At 71.4% G+C, this 14308-nt stretch carries 12 protein-coding genes; 6 read left to right on the plus strand and 6 right to left on the minus strand.

The annotated features are described in order from the left end of the window. Positions 1 to 81: 81 nt before the first annotated feature. From mshA to ACUKCB_RS18775, 3 genes are all read left to right on the plus strand, one after another. Positions 82 to 1392 carry a D-inositol-3-phosphate glycosyltransferase gene (gene mshA, locus ACUKCB_RS18765; RefSeq protein WP_473036901.1) on the plus strand — a complete coding sequence of 437 codons (1311 nt, stop codon included), beginning with the start codon at positions 82 to 84 and terminating at the stop codon, positions 1390 to 1392. Positions 1393 to 1460: 68 nt separating this feature from the next. Then, positions 1461 to 1973 carry a YbjN domain-containing protein gene (locus ACUKCB_RS18770; RefSeq protein ID WP_473036902.1) on the plus strand — a complete coding sequence of 171 codons (513 nt, stop codon included), beginning with the start codon at positions 1461 to 1463 and terminating at the stop codon, positions 1971 to 1973. Positions 1974 to 2063: 90 nt separating this feature from the next. Beyond that, positions 2064 to 2810 carry a phosphoglyceromutase gene (locus ACUKCB_RS18775; RefSeq protein WP_473036903.1) on the plus strand — a complete coding sequence of 249 codons (747 nt, stop codon included), beginning with the start codon at positions 2064 to 2066 and terminating at the stop codon, positions 2808 to 2810. 172 nt (positions 2811 to 2982) lie between these two features. Here the strand turns inward: ACUKCB_RS18775 and ACUKCB_RS18780 are convergent, their stop codons facing one another. Together ACUKCB_RS18780 and ACUKCB_RS18785 are read right to left on the minus strand one after the other, a co-directional pair. Then, a complete protein-coding gene (locus tag ACUKCB_RS18780) occupies positions 2983 to 3345 on the minus strand; it encodes a DsrE family protein (protein ID WP_473036904.1) in 363 nt (120 codons plus the stop codon). A gap of 4 nt (positions 3346 to 3349) precedes the next feature. Further along, the gene (locus ACUKCB_RS18785) at positions 3350 to 4126 is read right to left on the minus strand and encodes a GIDE domain-containing protein (protein ID WP_473041069.1); all 777 of its coding nucleotides are present in this window, start codon (positions 4124 to 4126) and stop codon (positions 3350 to 3352) included. A 216-nt stretch (positions 4127 to 4342) separates the two neighbouring features. Between ACUKCB_RS18785 and ACUKCB_RS18790 the strand changes: the two genes are divergently transcribed. Both ACUKCB_RS18790 and ygfZ read left to right on the plus strand, forming a co-directional pair. After that, positions 4343 to 4888: a nitrobindin family protein gene (locus ACUKCB_RS18790; protein ID WP_473036905.1), complete on the plus strand. Its 546-nt coding sequence runs from the start codon at positions 4343 to 4345 to the stop codon at positions 4886 to 4888. 345 nt (positions 4889 to 5233) lie between these two features. Then, a complete protein-coding gene (ygfZ, locus tag ACUKCB_RS18795; RefSeq protein ID WP_473036906.1) occupies positions 5234 to 6253 on the plus strand; it encodes a CAF17-like 4Fe-4S cluster assembly/insertion protein YgfZ in 1020 nt (339 codons plus the stop codon). A 58-nt stretch (positions 6254 to 6311) separates the two neighbouring features. Here the strand turns inward: ygfZ and ACUKCB_RS18800 are convergent, their stop codons facing one another. After that, entirely contained in the window at positions 6312 to 7013 is a 702-nt protein-coding gene (locus ACUKCB_RS18800) for a DUF4352 domain-containing protein (protein WP_473036907.1), read from the minus strand. 387 nt (positions 7014 to 7400) lie between these two features. Between ACUKCB_RS18800 and ACUKCB_RS18805 the strand changes: the two genes are divergently transcribed. Further along, complete coding sequence (locus tag ACUKCB_RS18805; RefSeq protein WP_473036908.1) at positions 7401 to 9593, plus strand: Orn/Lys/Arg family decarboxylase; 2193 nt, start codon at positions 7401 to 7403, stop codon at positions 9591 to 9593. Between the two features lie 107 nt (positions 9594 to 9700). Here ACUKCB_RS18805 and ACUKCB_RS18810 read toward each other — a convergent pair whose 3' ends face one another. The 3 genes from ACUKCB_RS18810 to ACUKCB_RS18820 all read right to left on the minus strand — a co-directional run bounded on the left by ACUKCB_RS18810 (position 9701) and on the right by ACUKCB_RS18820 (position 13997). Continuing rightward, a complete protein-coding gene (locus tag ACUKCB_RS18810; RefSeq protein ID WP_473036909.1) occupies positions 9701 to 10414 on the minus strand; it encodes a type 1 glutamine amidotransferase in 714 nt (237 codons plus the stop codon). Positions 10415 to 10425: 11 nt separating this feature from the next. After that, on the minus strand, positions 10426 to 11682 hold the full coding sequence (locus ACUKCB_RS18815; protein WP_473036910.1) for a MurT ligase domain-containing protein: 1257 nt from the start codon (positions 11680 to 11682) through the stop codon (positions 10426 to 10428). Between the two features lie 86 nt (positions 11683 to 11768). Beyond that, complete coding sequence (locus ACUKCB_RS18820) at positions 11769 to 13997, minus strand: hypothetical protein (protein ID WP_473036911.1); 2229 nt, start codon at positions 13995 to 13997, stop codon at positions 11769 to 11771. Positions 13998 to 14308 lie beyond the last annotated feature (311 nt).

Raw genomic sequence — 14308 nt, forward strand, 5'->3', positions numbered from 1 at the left:
GGACTGTCCGGTGGGGAACAGTGTGTACCTTCGTCGCTGTTGACGACTACGGCTTGTACGCACGAACTGGAGGGACCACCGGTGTCCGGATCCGTTCCGTTGGGAGATCAGGCGTCGGTTCCCTCGAGGATCGCGACCGTCAGCCTGCACACCTCCCCCCTCGACCAGCCCGGCACCGGTGACGCCGGAGGGCTCAACGTCTACGTGGTCGAGGTGGCCCGCAGGATGGCCGAACGCAACGTGGCCGTGGACGTGTTCACCCGTGCGACCAGCCCCGAGCTCCCCCCGGTGGTCGAGCTCGCGCCGGGCGTGAACGTGCGGCACGTGCCCGCCGGCCCCTACGGCCACCTCGACAAGAACGCCCTCGCCGACCACCTGTGCCCATTCATCTTCGGGATGCTGCGCGCCGAGGCCCAGGGCGCTCCGGGCCACTACGACCTCGTGCACGGCCACTACTGGCTGTCCGGCCGGGCCGGCGTGGTGGCCGCCCGGCGCTGGGGTGTGCCGATGGTGCAGTCCATGCACACGATGGCCCGGGTCAAGAACGCCGCGCTCGCCGCGGGCGACGCCCCCGAGCCGGAGGCGCGGGTCCGGGGCGAGGACCAACTGGTCCGCCAGGCCGACCGGCTCATCGCCAACACCGACGACGAGGCGCGCCAGCTCACCGGCTTCTACGGTGCCCGCAGCGAACAGATCAGCACCATCCCGCCCGGCGTCGACCTGGAGACCTTCACCCCCGGTTCCCGCACCGAGGCGCTGCGGCGGATCGGTCTGCCCCGCGATGCCGAACTGCTGCTGTTCGTGGGCCGCCTCCAGCGGCTGAAGGCCCCGGACGTGCTCATCCGGGCCGCCGCCGAACTCCTCGAACGCGACCCGTCGCTGCGCTCCCGCCTGGTGGTGGGAATCGTCGGCGGGCTGTCCGGCGAGGGCAGACGCGAACCCGGCCTGCTCGCCGACCTCGCCCGCTCGCTGGGCGTGGCCGACGTGGTGCGGGTGGAACCGCCGCAGAACCGCCGTCGGCTGGCCGACTACTACCGGGCCGCGACCGTGACCGTGGTGCCGTCCTACTCCGAGTCCTTCGGCCTGGTCGCCGTGGAGTCCCAGGCCTGCGGCACCCCGGTGCTGGCCGCCCGGGTGGGCGGGCTGACCACCGCGGTGTCCGCGGGGGTCTCCGGGGTCCTGGTCGAGGGGCACGACCCGAAGCACTACGCCGCGGAGCTGGACCGGATGATCAACGAACCGGCCTGGCGTGCCAAGCTGGCCGGAGCGGCACCCGGGCACGCCGCCACCCTGGGGTGGTCGCGAACCGTGGACGAGCTGTTGGACGCCTACCGGGACGCCCTCGCCCCCGCCCCCGCCCCGTGCGGGCTCCGGATGGCCGCGTGCCGGTGACGGCCGTGGGCCGGGCAGGCGGAACGGACCGGGCGGCGGACGGCGCCGAAGGAACGAGAGGGGAGAACGTGGGAACGGAATCGGTACGCGAGAGCGCGATCAGGGCGATCTCCGAAGCGGTGACGGAGGCCGGGCTGGAGGTCGAGCGCCCGCGCGAAGGTTCTTTCCTGGTCACGATCCCCGGAACGGCCAAGCTGAAGACCATGGTGTGGTTGGAGGCCGGACCGCACAGCCTCACCCTGACCTCGTTCTTCTGCCGCCGGCCCGACGAGAACCACGCCGCGTTCTACCAGTGGCTGACCCGGCGCAACTCGGACACCTACGGGATGGCGTTCGCCTCCGACGAGGTCGGCGACGTGTACCTCCGGGGCCGTCTGCCGTTGGGCGGGGTGACCCCGCAGGAGGTGGACCGCCTGCTGGGCTGTGTGCTCACCTACTCGGACGAGAACTTCAACACCGCGCTGGAGCTCGGCTTCGCCTCGGCGATCCGCAAGGAGTGGAAGTGGCGGACCGACCGCGGTCACGACACCCGCAACCTGAGGGCCTTCGCCCACCTGGCCGAGACCGGGGACGACCGGTAGACCCGTGCGGGCCCCGGCCCGGACGGGCCGGCGGAGCAAGGGTGCGAGCCGGGGGAGGAGCAGTGGAGGCGGCTGGCTAGGCTGGTCCCCATGGGAACTCTGGTACTGCTTCGACACGGCGAGAGCGTCTGGAACGCCAAGGGTCTGTTCACCGGCTGGGTGGACGTGGACCTGTCCGCGCAGGGCGAGGAGGAGGCCCGCCGCGGCGGCGAACTCCTGAAGGACGCCGGGGTGACCCCGGACGTTCTGCACACCTCGCTGCTCAAGCGCGCGATCCGCACCGCGAACCTCGCGCTGGAGACCGCCGACCTGCACTGGCTGCCGGTCGAGCGCTCCTGGCGCCTCAACGAGCGCCACTACGGCGCCCTCCAGGGCAAGGACAAGGCGCAGACCCGGGAGGAGTACGGCGAGGACCAGTTCATGACCTGGCGCCGCTCCTACGACACGCCCCCGCCGCCCATCGCCGACGACGACCCCTACTCCCAGGCCGGGGAGAAGCGCTACGGGCTGCTCCCGCCGGAGCTGCTCCCCCGCACCGAGTGCCTCAAGGACGTCCTCGACCGCGCCCTGCCGTACTGGTACGACAGCATCGTCCCGGACCTGGCCGCCGGCCGGACCGTGCTGGTCGCCGCGCACGGCAACTCGCTGCGCGCGCTGGTCAAGCACCTGGACGGGGTCAGTGACACCGACATCGCCGGGCTGAACATCCCCACCGGCATCCCGCTGGTGTACGAGCTGAACGACCAGTTCGAGCCGACCAACCCGGGCGGCACCTACCTCGACCCGGAGGCCGCCAAGGCCGCCATCGAGGCCGTCGCCAACCAGGGCAAGAAGTAGCCCGGACCACCCTCCCGCGCCCGTGCCGCCACCAGGCGGTGCGGGCGCGGCCGTTCCGGGGATGGGTGGGACGCCCGGGCGGCAGCCGGACCAGCGGGTCAGCGGGTCAGCGGGGCAGCGGGTCAGCGGGTCAGCGGGTCAGCGGGTCAGCGGGTCAGCGGGTCAGCGGGCCTCAGTAGACCAGGGCCTGGGCCCCGTCCCGGATGCTCTCCTCGACGAAGGCGGCCGCGCCCGCGATGCGCACGCCCTCGATCAGGTCCCCCTGGCCGAGGTTCCGGCGGGCCGCGCACTGGGTGCACACGGTGACGCGCCCGGCGGCGAGCACGGCGGCCAACAGGTCCTGGAGCGGGGCCGCGTGCGGGAGCTCGAAGTCATCGGCCCGGCCGGGCAGCGCGAACCACGCGGATTCCCCGGTCAGCCAGAGCGAAACCTCGACCCCGCTCGCGACGGCCGCAGCCGCGACCGTGAAGGCCTGGTTGCAGCGCTCGGGGGCATCAGCACCGGCAGTGACCTTGATCACCAGGGAGCGAGTCATGCCGTCAGCCTACTGAGAACGCGGCGGCGGTGACGATCGCGCCCGCGATCGCGCAGACGGCGAAGGCGACCAGTAGCAGGAGCGCCTCCCTCCGGCGGGGCGAGACCCGGGCCTGGCGCTCTTGCACCCCGTGCTCGACGCTGAGGGAACCGCCCTCCGGCGCGACCAGCACCACCCGGCCGTCCCGCACCCGGACCTGTCCGGTGACGCGCAGGCGGGCGCCCGGACGAATGATCCACTCGCGGTACTCGAACTCGATGGTCTCGCCGCGGAAGACACCGGAGATCCTGCCCCGGACCCGGGGCAGGAGGTCGTCGGCGGCGGCCGCGACCCCGGGCTGGGGGCGGCCGACCAGGCGTTTGAGGCACAGTTCCGCGTCCCGCGGCTCGGCGCCCCCGGGTGCCACGTAGACGCGCTCGGACTGACCGGACCGGCCCTCGGCGACCAGGCCGAAGAGGTCCTCGGAACCGTAGTCGGCGATCGAGTCGCAGGCGCGCTCGCTGACCGCGCCATCGGCCTGGTCACGGGCGAGCGGCCGGTAGTGGCGGAGCACCTCGTGGCCGTGCCACACGCACTCGGCCCCGGCCAGACCGGACTCGATGGGCCCGGCGGGACCGGGGGCGGCCACACCGGTCAGGGTCACCCGCTGGCCCTCACGGGCCGCGAGGGCACTGGGGAGGAGCTGTGCGAGCCCCCGTTGCCGCAGCCAGCGGCGCAGCCCGATGACGGCCAGCGGCAGGAGGACCGCCGCGATGGCGAGCAGCGCCACACCGATCACCATTAACACAGGCAGCCCCTTTGGAAGCGAGTAGGAGGTCGACGACAACGGCGGGTGCAGAGCCCCTGTGACCGCACCGTGTCTGCTGACAATCTTTACCAGTTCTCCGGGAAAGCCGGGCCAATTGGGCATGTCCAGTCCAAGGCTCACCGGTTGCCCGCAGGGCGCCCGCGCGTGGGCGTCACCGACACTCCCCGGTCACCGCTAGTCTCGATGGTTATGGACGCTGAGGTACACCCCGATCTGGAGAAACTGTCGTTCCTGTTCGGGCGCTGGGAGGGCGTCGGCGTCGCCGGTTACGCCGACGAGGAAGAGCTCCAGTTCGGGCAGGAGGTCGAGTTCACCGTCAGGGACGGTATGCCCTATCTGGACTATCGGAGCCGGGCCTGGCGGATGAAGGCCGACGGCACGCTCGGTGAGCTCATCACGGAGGAGTCCGGCTACTGGCGCGCCCTGTCGGAGGAGGACACCGCCCAGTACGCCAAGGACGACGACAAGAACATCATCCACCTGGAAGTGCTGATCGCCCACAACGAGGGGTTCATCGAGTCCTACCTGGGCAACGTGTTCGCGAACCGGGTGGAGATGGCCACCAACGCGGTGATGCACACCATCACCGGCCTGGAGGTCAAGGCCTCGCACCGCCTCTACGGGCTGTTCGGCGACAACCGCGACACCCTGGGCTACGCCTGGGACCTGGCCGCGCGCGGCCACGACCTGCGCTCCTACATGTCCGCACAGCTCAAGAAGGCCGGCGGGAAGTAGGACGGAAGCAACGCGAGGGCCCCGAACGGGCCGGAAGCGGACAGGACGAACCCCGGGCTGTCTCCCGCGTCGTGCGGGGCCGGATCGGACAAGGTCCGGCAGCCCGGGGTTCGGGTGTCCGTCTGGGATTCGCACGAGCGACGTCGAGCGAATGCTCAGCGTCGCCCTAGCGGACGAACACCTCGCCAGTCCTAGAATCAACCATCTCTTGGACCACCTCCTTTCCTGCGTGCCTTTGAAGGTACGTGCCGTCGCCGGGCTGCGGCAAGTGATTTTCTGTGATCTGTATCCCCAGGTCAGAGCCGTGCCCTCGGAGCGTTTGCCGGGCCGGATAACCTCTGCGGTATGACTTCGCCGCTGCTGACCACACCCGGTGCCGTGAGCGCCGACAGCCCCGACTCCGACGTCGCCGCGCACTACGGCGACCCCTCCCACGAAGCACGTGCGATCGAACGTTCGAGCGCCTGGGTGGACCGGAGCAACCGGGGCGTGGTGCGGGTGAGCGGGCCCGACCGCCTGGGCTGGCTCAACGACATCACCAGCCAGTTGACCCGGGACCTCACCCCTGGAACCGCCACCGAGTCCCTGGTCCTGGACACCCGGGGGCACCTGCGCCACCACCTGTCCCTGGTGGACGACGGTGAGGCGACGTGGATCCACACCGAGCCCGGCGGCGGCCCCGCGCTGGCGGAGTTCCTGGACTCCATGGTGTTCATGCTGCGGGTGGAGGTCGAGGACCTCTCCGACTCCTTCGCCGTGCTGACCGTGCTCGGCCCGGACCGCTCCAAGGCCGCGGGCGCGGTCGAGGCCGCGGCCACCCGGGACACCGGGGACCAGACCGACCTGTTCGTGCCCTCGGGCGACCTCGTCGCCACCGCGGAGAAGCTCACCGCCGCCGGGGCCCGTCCGGCGGGGATGTGGCCCTACGAGGCCCACCGGATCGCCGCGCACCGGGCCCGCCCCGGGCTGGACTCCGACGACCGCGCCATTCCGCACGAGATGGCCTGGATCGGCTCCGCCGTGCACCTGGAGAAGGGGTGCTACCCGGGCCAGGAGACGGTGGCGCGCGTGCACAACCTGGGCCGCCCGCCGCGCCGCCTGGTGATGCTGCACCTGGACGGGACCGCCGAACGTCTGCCGAAGGTGGGCAGCGACATCGAACTGGGCGGACGCAGGGTCGGCCGGGTGGGCACCTCCGCCCGTCACCACGAGCTGGGCCCGATCGCCCTCGGGTTGGTCAAGCGCACCGCCCCGGTCGACGCGGACCTGGTCGTCGACGGCATCGCCGCGGGCCAGGAGGTCATCGTGGACCCGGACACCGGAGCCAACGCCAAGCTCGACGACTTCCGCCGCAAGCCGAGGTAGCCGGAGCGCCCCGGACGGGAGAGGACCCGGCTCATTCAGCCGCCGGGAGGGGTCCGGCTCAGCCGGGGCGCAGGTCGCTCTGCCCGGAGACCAGGACGTGCGCGAACTCGGTGCCGACCGGAGCCAGGAACATGATGTGCGTGGTGACGGTCGCGCCCGGAGCGATCTCACCCCAGAAGTAGTCGTAGGCGACGGTGTGCTCGGCGTCGATGTCGTTGCCGAACGACCGGCCGTCCGTGGTCGTGCCCACCGTTCCCGAGCTGTCGAAGATTGCCGGAGAAGAGCCCTCGTTGGTGACGTTGAGCCGGTAGATGTGGTACTCCCAGCCGGACGGGGCCTCGGCGTAGGAACCCCTGCCGTTGGTGACGGTGGGGTCGGTGTAGGCCGTCTCGACGTGGACCCGGAAGACGCCGACCGCCGTGGTGGCCCCGTCATAGGAGGAGGGCGGGACGGAGTCGGGTTCCGCCGGGGTCCGCGGCTCCGCGGGTTCCGGGGCCGGTTCGGGCTCGGAACCCTCCGGTTCGGCCTCCTCGGCCCCGGGTTCGCTCCGTTCCGGCGGCTCCGGTGCGGACGCGGGGCCGGAGGACGACTCCTCCTCCCCGAGCACCACCTGGACGTTCGGCAGGGAGAGCGAGCTCAGCGCGAGCAGGGTGACCGCGAACGCCGCCCCGGCGAGGATCACGGCCACGGGGATCGCGAGGACGCGTACCACCGTGGAGACCCGCCCCGGTGACGGCGGACGGGGATCACTCGTACTCATACCACTGAGACGCGGATCACGCCCGGGACATTCCGGACCGGGTCCCTCCCTGCCGCCAGAAGCCGACGGGCCCCGGGACCAGGGACCGGGGAGGACGGGTCGCGCCCCGCCTGGGACCCGGTGGCCGAACGCGCCTCCGGCCCCGGCCCGGACCCAGGAGAAAGAAACCGTCCCAGAAGCAGACCAACAGCACAAAGAAGACTTCCAAAAATCAATAACAGAACAGCCGGGCCTCGGAAAGAAAAGTGTGTCCACGGCGACATGATTCATGCCTGATTCCGAGGGGATAAAAGAAAAGACCCACCTGGCCGACCTCACAGCACCGGGGAACTATTGCGGTTCAGAAACGTTCTCATCGCAGGACCGGACGAACACAGATTTCACTATGTGGCCCAATCATTGGCAGAACGGGGTTTCGCGGTCACCTGGGCCGGATCACCGGAAGAGCTCCTGAGCAGGCCGGACGTGCTGCCGAGCGCGGCCGCCCTGGTGATCGACACGGCCGCCGCCTCGGGAGGCAGGCCACAGGCCGAGTGGTTCGCACTGCTGGACCGCTCGATGCCCCGCCACCACGGCGTCCCGATCTTCCTCGCCCCGTCCCCGGATGCGACGGATCTGGAACCCCTCCTCCCCGGTCGTACCGTGGCCGGCTACGTCCTCCCCGAGGAGGACACCGCCGACTTCATCGCGGGACGGATCAGCGCGGCGGTCGAGGACTCGTCCCTGCCCCACCTGCCCCCGTTCTTTCAGGCACTGGTGGAGTTCGACCGGGGAAAACCCTATTCCTGGCACACACCCGGGCACGCCGGCGGCGTCGCCTTCCTCAAGTCCACCGTCGGACGCGCTTTCTTCGAATACTACGGCGAGAAACTCTTCCGCACCGACCTCTCGGTATCCGCTCCCGGCCTCGGCTCCCTTCTCGAACACCAGGGCCCGATCGGCGCAGCGGAACGCAATGCCGCACGCGTGTTCGGTTCCGATTTCACGTTCTTCGTTCTCAACGGCACCTCGTCAGCCGATCGGATCGTCGGCCATCACTGCCTCGCACCGGAGGACACGGTGCTGGTCGACCGCAACTGCCACAAGGCGATCGTGCACGCGCTCGTCATCAGCGGCGCCCAGCCGGTGTACGTGCTCCCCACCCGCAACCGGTTGGGGCTGATCGGCCCTGTCACACCGGCACGGCTGGACGCCCCGAACACGGGAGCGGACTCCGGTGCGCGGATGGCCGTGGTGACCAACTCGACCTACGACGGGGTGTGCTACGACGCCGTCCGGGTCAGCGAACTCCTGTCCCGGACCACCGGCCGCGTGCACTTCGACGAGGCGTGGTTCGGTTACGCCCGCTTCCACCCCCTCTACCGTCGTCGGTACGGCATGTCCGTGCACTCCGAGTCCCTTCCCGGGCCGGAAAGACCGACGGTGTTCAGCACACAGTCCACCCACAAGGTCCTGGCGTCGATCTCCCAGGGCGCCATGCTGCACGTGCGTTCGGCGCCACGCGCCCCGGTGTCCGTCGAGCAGCTGAACGAGACCTACGTGATGCACGCCAGCACATCGCCGCTCTACCCGATGATCGCCTCGCTCGACGTGGCCACGGGGATGCTGGACGGTCCTTCGGGGCACAACCTGGTCGACGACGCGATACACGAGGCGATCCGTTTCCGACAGGCCTTCCTGAGACTCCGCGATTCCCCGGACGGAGGCACCTCCCGTTGGTTCTTCGACCTGTGGCAGCCCCCGGACGTCCCCGACCCCGCATCCGGGAACCGCCTGCCCTTCGCCGAGGCGCCCCTGGAACTCCTCGTCTCCGAAAACCGTTGCTGGGAACTCGAACCCGACGCCGACTGGCACGGCTTCCAGGGGTTGGAGAGCGGCTACTGCATGCTCGACCCCCTCAAGGTCACCATCGTGTGCCCGGGCGCACGTTTCGGTGGAGACGACGGTGCTTGGGGAATCCCGGCGCCGGTGCTGGCCGCCTATCTGGAGGCCCAGCGGATCATGGTGGAGAAGACGAGTGCCTACACGATCCTCGTCCTGTTCTCCCTGGGCAACACCCGAGCCAAGAGCCTGGGGCTGCTCAGGGCCCTCCAGCACTTCAAGGACCTGTACGACGACCGGGCGCCGATGATCGAGGCCCTCCCCGACCTGGCCAGACGCCATCCTTCGCACTACGCCGGACTGACCCTGCCCGAGCTGTGTTCGAAGCTGCACGCGCACTACGAGCGAGCGGGCCTGACCCGCCTGTTGGACCTGGCCTTCACCGAACTACCGGAAGCCCCCCTCACCCCGGCGGAGTGCCACCGCCGCGTCCGCCGGGGCGAGGTCGACCGGGTACCGCTCGCGCAGGCAGCCGACCGGGTCGCCGCTTCCACCGTCGTGGCCACACCTCCGGGGATCCCTCTGCTGCTGCCGGGGGAACGGACAGGTCCCGTTGACGGGGCACGCCTGCGCTACCTGAGGGCGATGGAGGAGCAGGAACGCTCCTTTCCCGGGTTCGGCACCGGGATCCACGGCATCGAACGCGACGAGGAGACCGGAGCGCACGCGATCAACTGCCTGCCCCGTCGAACCGCGTGAGCCGCCGAAGCGCGTGAGCCGTCACACGCCGCGAGGCACCCGCGGAGACGACGGAGCCCGGTGCGGGGAGGCCCCCGCACCGGGCTCACACGTGACCGAGCACTCCGCTAGCGCAGGGCGGCGGTCAGGCGCTCGTCGTGCAGGCGCTCGCCCCAGGAGGCGGGCAGCGGGTTCAGCTGGCCCACACGCCAGCGCAGCAGCAGATCGGCCAGCTCCGGGTTGCGCGGCAGGGCCGGGCCGTGCAGGTAGGTGCCCAGAACCTGACCCTGGTAGGCGCCCTCGGTGTGGTCGTCGTTGCCGATGCCCTTCACCGTGGTGGACAGCGCACGGGCCTGCGGGCCGATCACGGTACGGCCCTGGTGGTTCTCGAAGCCGGTGATCCGGCCGACGCCCAGGGCCGGATCGACGTCGGCGACGATCTCGCCCACGGCGCGGGTCTGGCCGCGGCCACTGCGGATGTCGAGGATGCCCACCCCGGGAAGCGGGTTGGACTCGTCGTCGCCGTAGCTCTCCCCGATGATCTGGTATCCCGCGCAGACCGCGAACACGCACGCGCCGCGCGCGGCGGCCCGGGCCAGCCCGCCGTCGGCGCGCAGGCGTTCGGCGGCCAGGATCTGCGGCCGGTCCTCGCCGCCGCCGAGCAGGTAGATGTCGCCCTGCTCGGGCACCGGGTCGCTGGAGTGCACGTGCACGATCTCGGTGGGGATGCCGCGCAGCTCGGCGCGGCGCTTGAGGATGAGGACGTTGCCCTGGTCCCCGTAGGTGCTGAGCAGATCGGGGTAGATCCACACGATCCGCAGGGCGCTGCTGGTGTTCGACATGTGTGTCTCCCCTACTGGACGCGGCCGTACGCCGTGCGGATCTGCTGGAAGGCTGTGTAGTTGGCGATGACGTCGACCTTGGTGATGTCGGGGCGCTCGGCCTTGAGCCGGCCCAGCACCTCGTCCACGCGGTCGGCGACCTCGAAGGGCACCCCGTCGGTCTCCAGGCGCAGCGCCAGGTCCGTGCGGCGCTCACCCATGACGAACACCCTCCGGTCGCGCAGGACCGTGTAGTCCACGTCCCACAGCCAGGAGGTGTCCTTGCCGTCGGGGATCTGCGCGTTGACCGCGAGGATCACGGGGACCCGGGGCGGGTCCAGGACCGCGAAGGACTCCAGCCACCCGGCCGGGTTCTTGGCGAGCAGCAGGCGGACCTCGACCCCCATGGTGACCACGGAGGTGTAGCGCCCGGCCACCGACGTGACCTCGCGCAGCCGTTCGATGGTGCGTTCGGGGTGCATACCGTAACCGGCCGCGGTGGCCGCGGCGATCGCCGCGTTGGCGCGGTTCGCGTCACCGGGAAGGTTCATCCGGAGCTTGATCCGCTGACCACCGGGGACGACCAGGGAGTCGTCGGCGTTGTCCACCTCCCAGGCGGTCCGGGGACGCGCCAGGCCGCACTCGGGGCACTCCCAGTACGGGTCGACCTCGCGCTTGAGGTGACCGCCGCACTCGGGGCAGCACCAGGAGTCCTCCTTCCAGCGCTGCCCGGCCGACACCCAGGTGGCGTTGGGGGCGCCCAGCCCGGCCCAGGCCACGAGCGGGTCGTCGGCGTTGGCGATGACGTGGGTGTTGGTCTGCGAGAGGGCGGTGCGCCACTTCTTCGCGAGCAGGTTGATCTCCGAGGCGCGGTCCATCTGGTCGCGGCTCAGGTTCATCAGGACCACGAAGGCGGGGTTGGTGGCCTTGAGGACCTGCGGGAGGTACTTCTCGTCCACCTCCAGCACACCGTTGACCGCCGCCTTGTTGTCGGCCAGGGCCGTGATGTGCCCGGTGGGCATGTTCGCGCCGTGCTCGTTGGTGGCCACGTCGCCGTACTCGCGCAGGGCCTGCGCGATGAGCCGGGTCGTGGTCGTCTTTCCGTTGGTCGCGCTGACCAGGGCCAGGCGTCGGCCCTGGGCGAGCTTGGCGAGCAGGTCCGGTTCGACCTTGAGGGCGACGCGCCCACCGATGACGGAGCCGTCTCCGCGTCCGGTGGCCCTGGACAGGCTGGCTGCGCTCCTGCCCAGTACCGAGGCCAGTTGGGCGCGCAAGGGAAGCTCGCTCATCAAATCTCCACGATCGCTAGATCACCCGCACGAACACACTTCGGCGGCGGGCGATGTGTCGGGCCAAGCCTATTGTCCACCGACCCTCAGACCCGCCAGTCCAAACGCTCGGGTGGCGGCCCGAGATTGGGCGGGACCCGCTCCGGGTCGGACAGGTCGACGGTCCGCACCGGGTCCGGGGCCTGCCTGCCGTCGACCCCGTTCGGCTTCTGGGGCGTGTCGGCCTGCACGGCCCCGCCCGGCGGCACGATCCGGGGTCTGACCTCCGGCGGGCGCCGCCCGTTCCCCGGATCCCCGTCGGTGCCGTCGGTGCCGTCGGTGCCGTCGGTGCCGTCGGTGCCGTCGGTGACACCACTGTGCCCGACACCCCCGCCCGAACCGGTGTTCCGGGAGCCCTCCACCGTGGCCAGGGTGGCCGTGGACAGGGTGAGGATACCCGGGTTGGTGTCGGCGACGACCGGGCCGTCGGGGGCCAGGACCAGAGCCGCGGTGTGCGGCAGCCCCCGCAGCGCCTCGGCGTCCAGCCCGCTGGTGCGAACGTCCGGTCTCTCCTGCGCCTGGATCCGGACGGGGGTGTCGGCTCCTTCGGTCCGGGCGGTGACACGCCCCCAGGCCGTGGCAGATCTCACATGACGGACCAGGTCGAGCGGGGCGACCGCGGCGGCCGCGTTGCGGATGAGGGCGCCGGACTCGGTGTGCGGGGAGGGGAAGAGGGGCTCCCCGTCAACGCTCTCACCGGGTTCGGAGACGTCCGGCCCGACGGCCGGCCCGGCCACCTCGTCACCGATCACCTCGGTGAGCCGGTGCAGTTCCAGGCGCTGCGGGTCCGCCGCTCCCCCGGCGGCGGTGGCGACCGCCTTCCCGACCTCCTCGGCCCTGTCCGATTGGCGCATCACGACCGGCAGACAGGCGGGGTCGGTGAAGCGTTCCAGGGCGGCGGGCACCGCGGTGCCAAACATCAGGACCACCTCCACCCCGCCCTCCGCGGCGGCGCCGAGAACCTGGTCCACCTCCTCGTCGGGGAGCGTCTCGGCCCCGCAGACGACCACGCTGCGGGTCCGGCCCGGCCCGGCTCCGCGTCCCCGGCCGGCGGCTGGGGACGGTTCGGGCGCGCGGGTCTCCAGCAGCTCACTGAGCGCGGCCACGGCGTAGGTCCCGTAGACCCGGGCCGCGGCCCGCCCCGAGGCCCGGTCCGTGGAGATGATCTTGACCTGTGCGTAGGCGCCGTCGTCGGCGCGAGTACCGACCGCCTCGAAGGGGCTGAGCCGGTTCTCCAGCGCCCAGGCCCGCTCGCGCACCCCCGGGTCGTCGGCGCAGCGGGCACGGACCCGGAGGCGCTCCTCCTGGGTGAGCAGGGCCAGGGCCGGGTCGTCCTCGGCGGCGTCCTCCTGCGGGGTCACCAGGGCGCGCAGCCCTCCGATGAGCCGGGCGATGCCGACGCCGGGGCCGAGCACCTCCAGCAACCGCAGCAGCAGGGTCTCGTCGGCGTCCACGTCCTCGAGCTGACCGGAGGCGGCGGCAACCGCGGAGAGGATCCGGGCGCGCTGACCGGCGTCCAGGTTGGTGCCCAGGGTCATCCTGGGCAGGTCGGCCGGGAGCACCCACCGGCGGGGTTCCACCGCGCAGCGCCGGGCCAGGTTGACGAGTTCACGGGCGACGGAACGGCCGGTGAGGTCGACGACGGTGAGGTCACCGCCCTCCCGGAGCCGGGACACCCCGATGGTGGTGAGAAGCGCCGACCAGCCGGCGTCGGTGCCGCCGACCACGAGCACCGCCGAGGTCCCGGAGGGCACGGTCAGTCCGTACCAGCGCGGCTGGGCCTCGTAGGCGCGCGCGGCGGCCCGCCACTCGGTGTACCGGTGCGCGTGTCGGCGCTGCTGTTCGTGCAGGACCCGCTCGCGTTCGGCCCGCTCCTCGGCCAGCCGCTCCTTGGCCCGGGCGAGCCGGTCGGCCATGACCTGCCGGCTCTGCACGAGGGCGAAGACCACCGGTGCGGCGATCGCCGTACAGGCCAGCACCCCGCCCAGGGCCAGGCTGCCCGGCAGGATCCGCAGGTTCCACAGCAGCGGGAAGGCCAGGGTGAGGAGCCCGAGCCCCGCCAGGGTGAAGTAGAGCGGCCGGTTGGTCCGCGCCTCGCTGTCGAGCTGTCCCGCGACCCACTCCTCGCTGAGCGCCTCGGAGTCCGCGGGCGCGGGGCGGCGCGGGGCGGGACCCGGCGGTGGAAGCACGATCCTGTGCCGCCAGCCGATGTAGGTGCGTCCCGTCTCGCCCCGGGGCGTGCTGGCCGCAGTCGCCGACGACCGTGGTGTGGGCACCGTCCGAACACCTCCTGACCGGCGGGAGAGAGGAACCGCCGGGAATCCTTCACGCGGGGCTCCGGCCACCGGATCGGGGGTCGGGGACTGGGAGCGGCTCCCGGCGTGCTTACCGCGGGCCGACCGTGCCGGAGTCGGGCACCGGGGCGCCCGGCCGCTCCGAACGGCATGACCTTGATCATCAGTGAAGCAGGGCCGTCCACCGCTTGCCAGCCCCAACCGCCGCCTGTGGAAAACTCCTCGTCCCGAACCCGCACGGAACCCCGCGGCGGCACCGGTGTCCGACGACATCCGTTCGGGCATGGGAACAG

Source organism: Nocardiopsis moroccensis, from assembly GCF_055763695.1.

Coding starts and splice junctions, on each gene's coding strand:
- ACUKCB_RS18775 (WP_473036903.1), top strand. CDS start 2,064: ATGGGAACTCTGGTACTGCTTCGACACGGCGAGAGCGTCTGGAACGCC.
- ACUKCB_RS18810 (WP_473036909.1), bottom strand. CDS start 10,414: ATGTCGAACACCAGCAGCGCCCTGCGGATCGTGTGGATCTACCCCGAT.
- ACUKCB_RS18780 (WP_473036904.1), bottom strand. CDS start 3,345: ATGACTCGCTCCCTGGTGATCAAGGTCACTGCCGGTGCTGATGCCCCC.
- ACUKCB_RS18800 (WP_473036907.1), bottom strand. CDS start 7,013: ATGAGTACGAGTGATCCCCGTCCGCCGTCACCGGGGCGGGTCTCCACG.
- ACUKCB_RS18785 (WP_473041069.1), bottom strand. CDS start 4,126: ATGGTGATCGGTGTGGCGCTGCTCGCCATCGCGGCGGTCCTCCTGCCG.
- ygfZ (WP_473036906.1), top strand. CDS start 5,234: ATGACTTCGCCGCTGCTGACCACACCCGGTGCCGTGAGCGCCGACAGC.
- ACUKCB_RS18790 (WP_473036905.1), top strand. CDS start 4,343: ATGGACGCTGAGGTACACCCCGATCTGGAGAAACTGTCGTTCCTGTTC.
- ACUKCB_RS18815 (WP_473036910.1), bottom strand. CDS start 11,682: ATGAGCGAGCTTCCCTTGCGCGCCCAACTGGCCTCGGTACTGGGCAGG.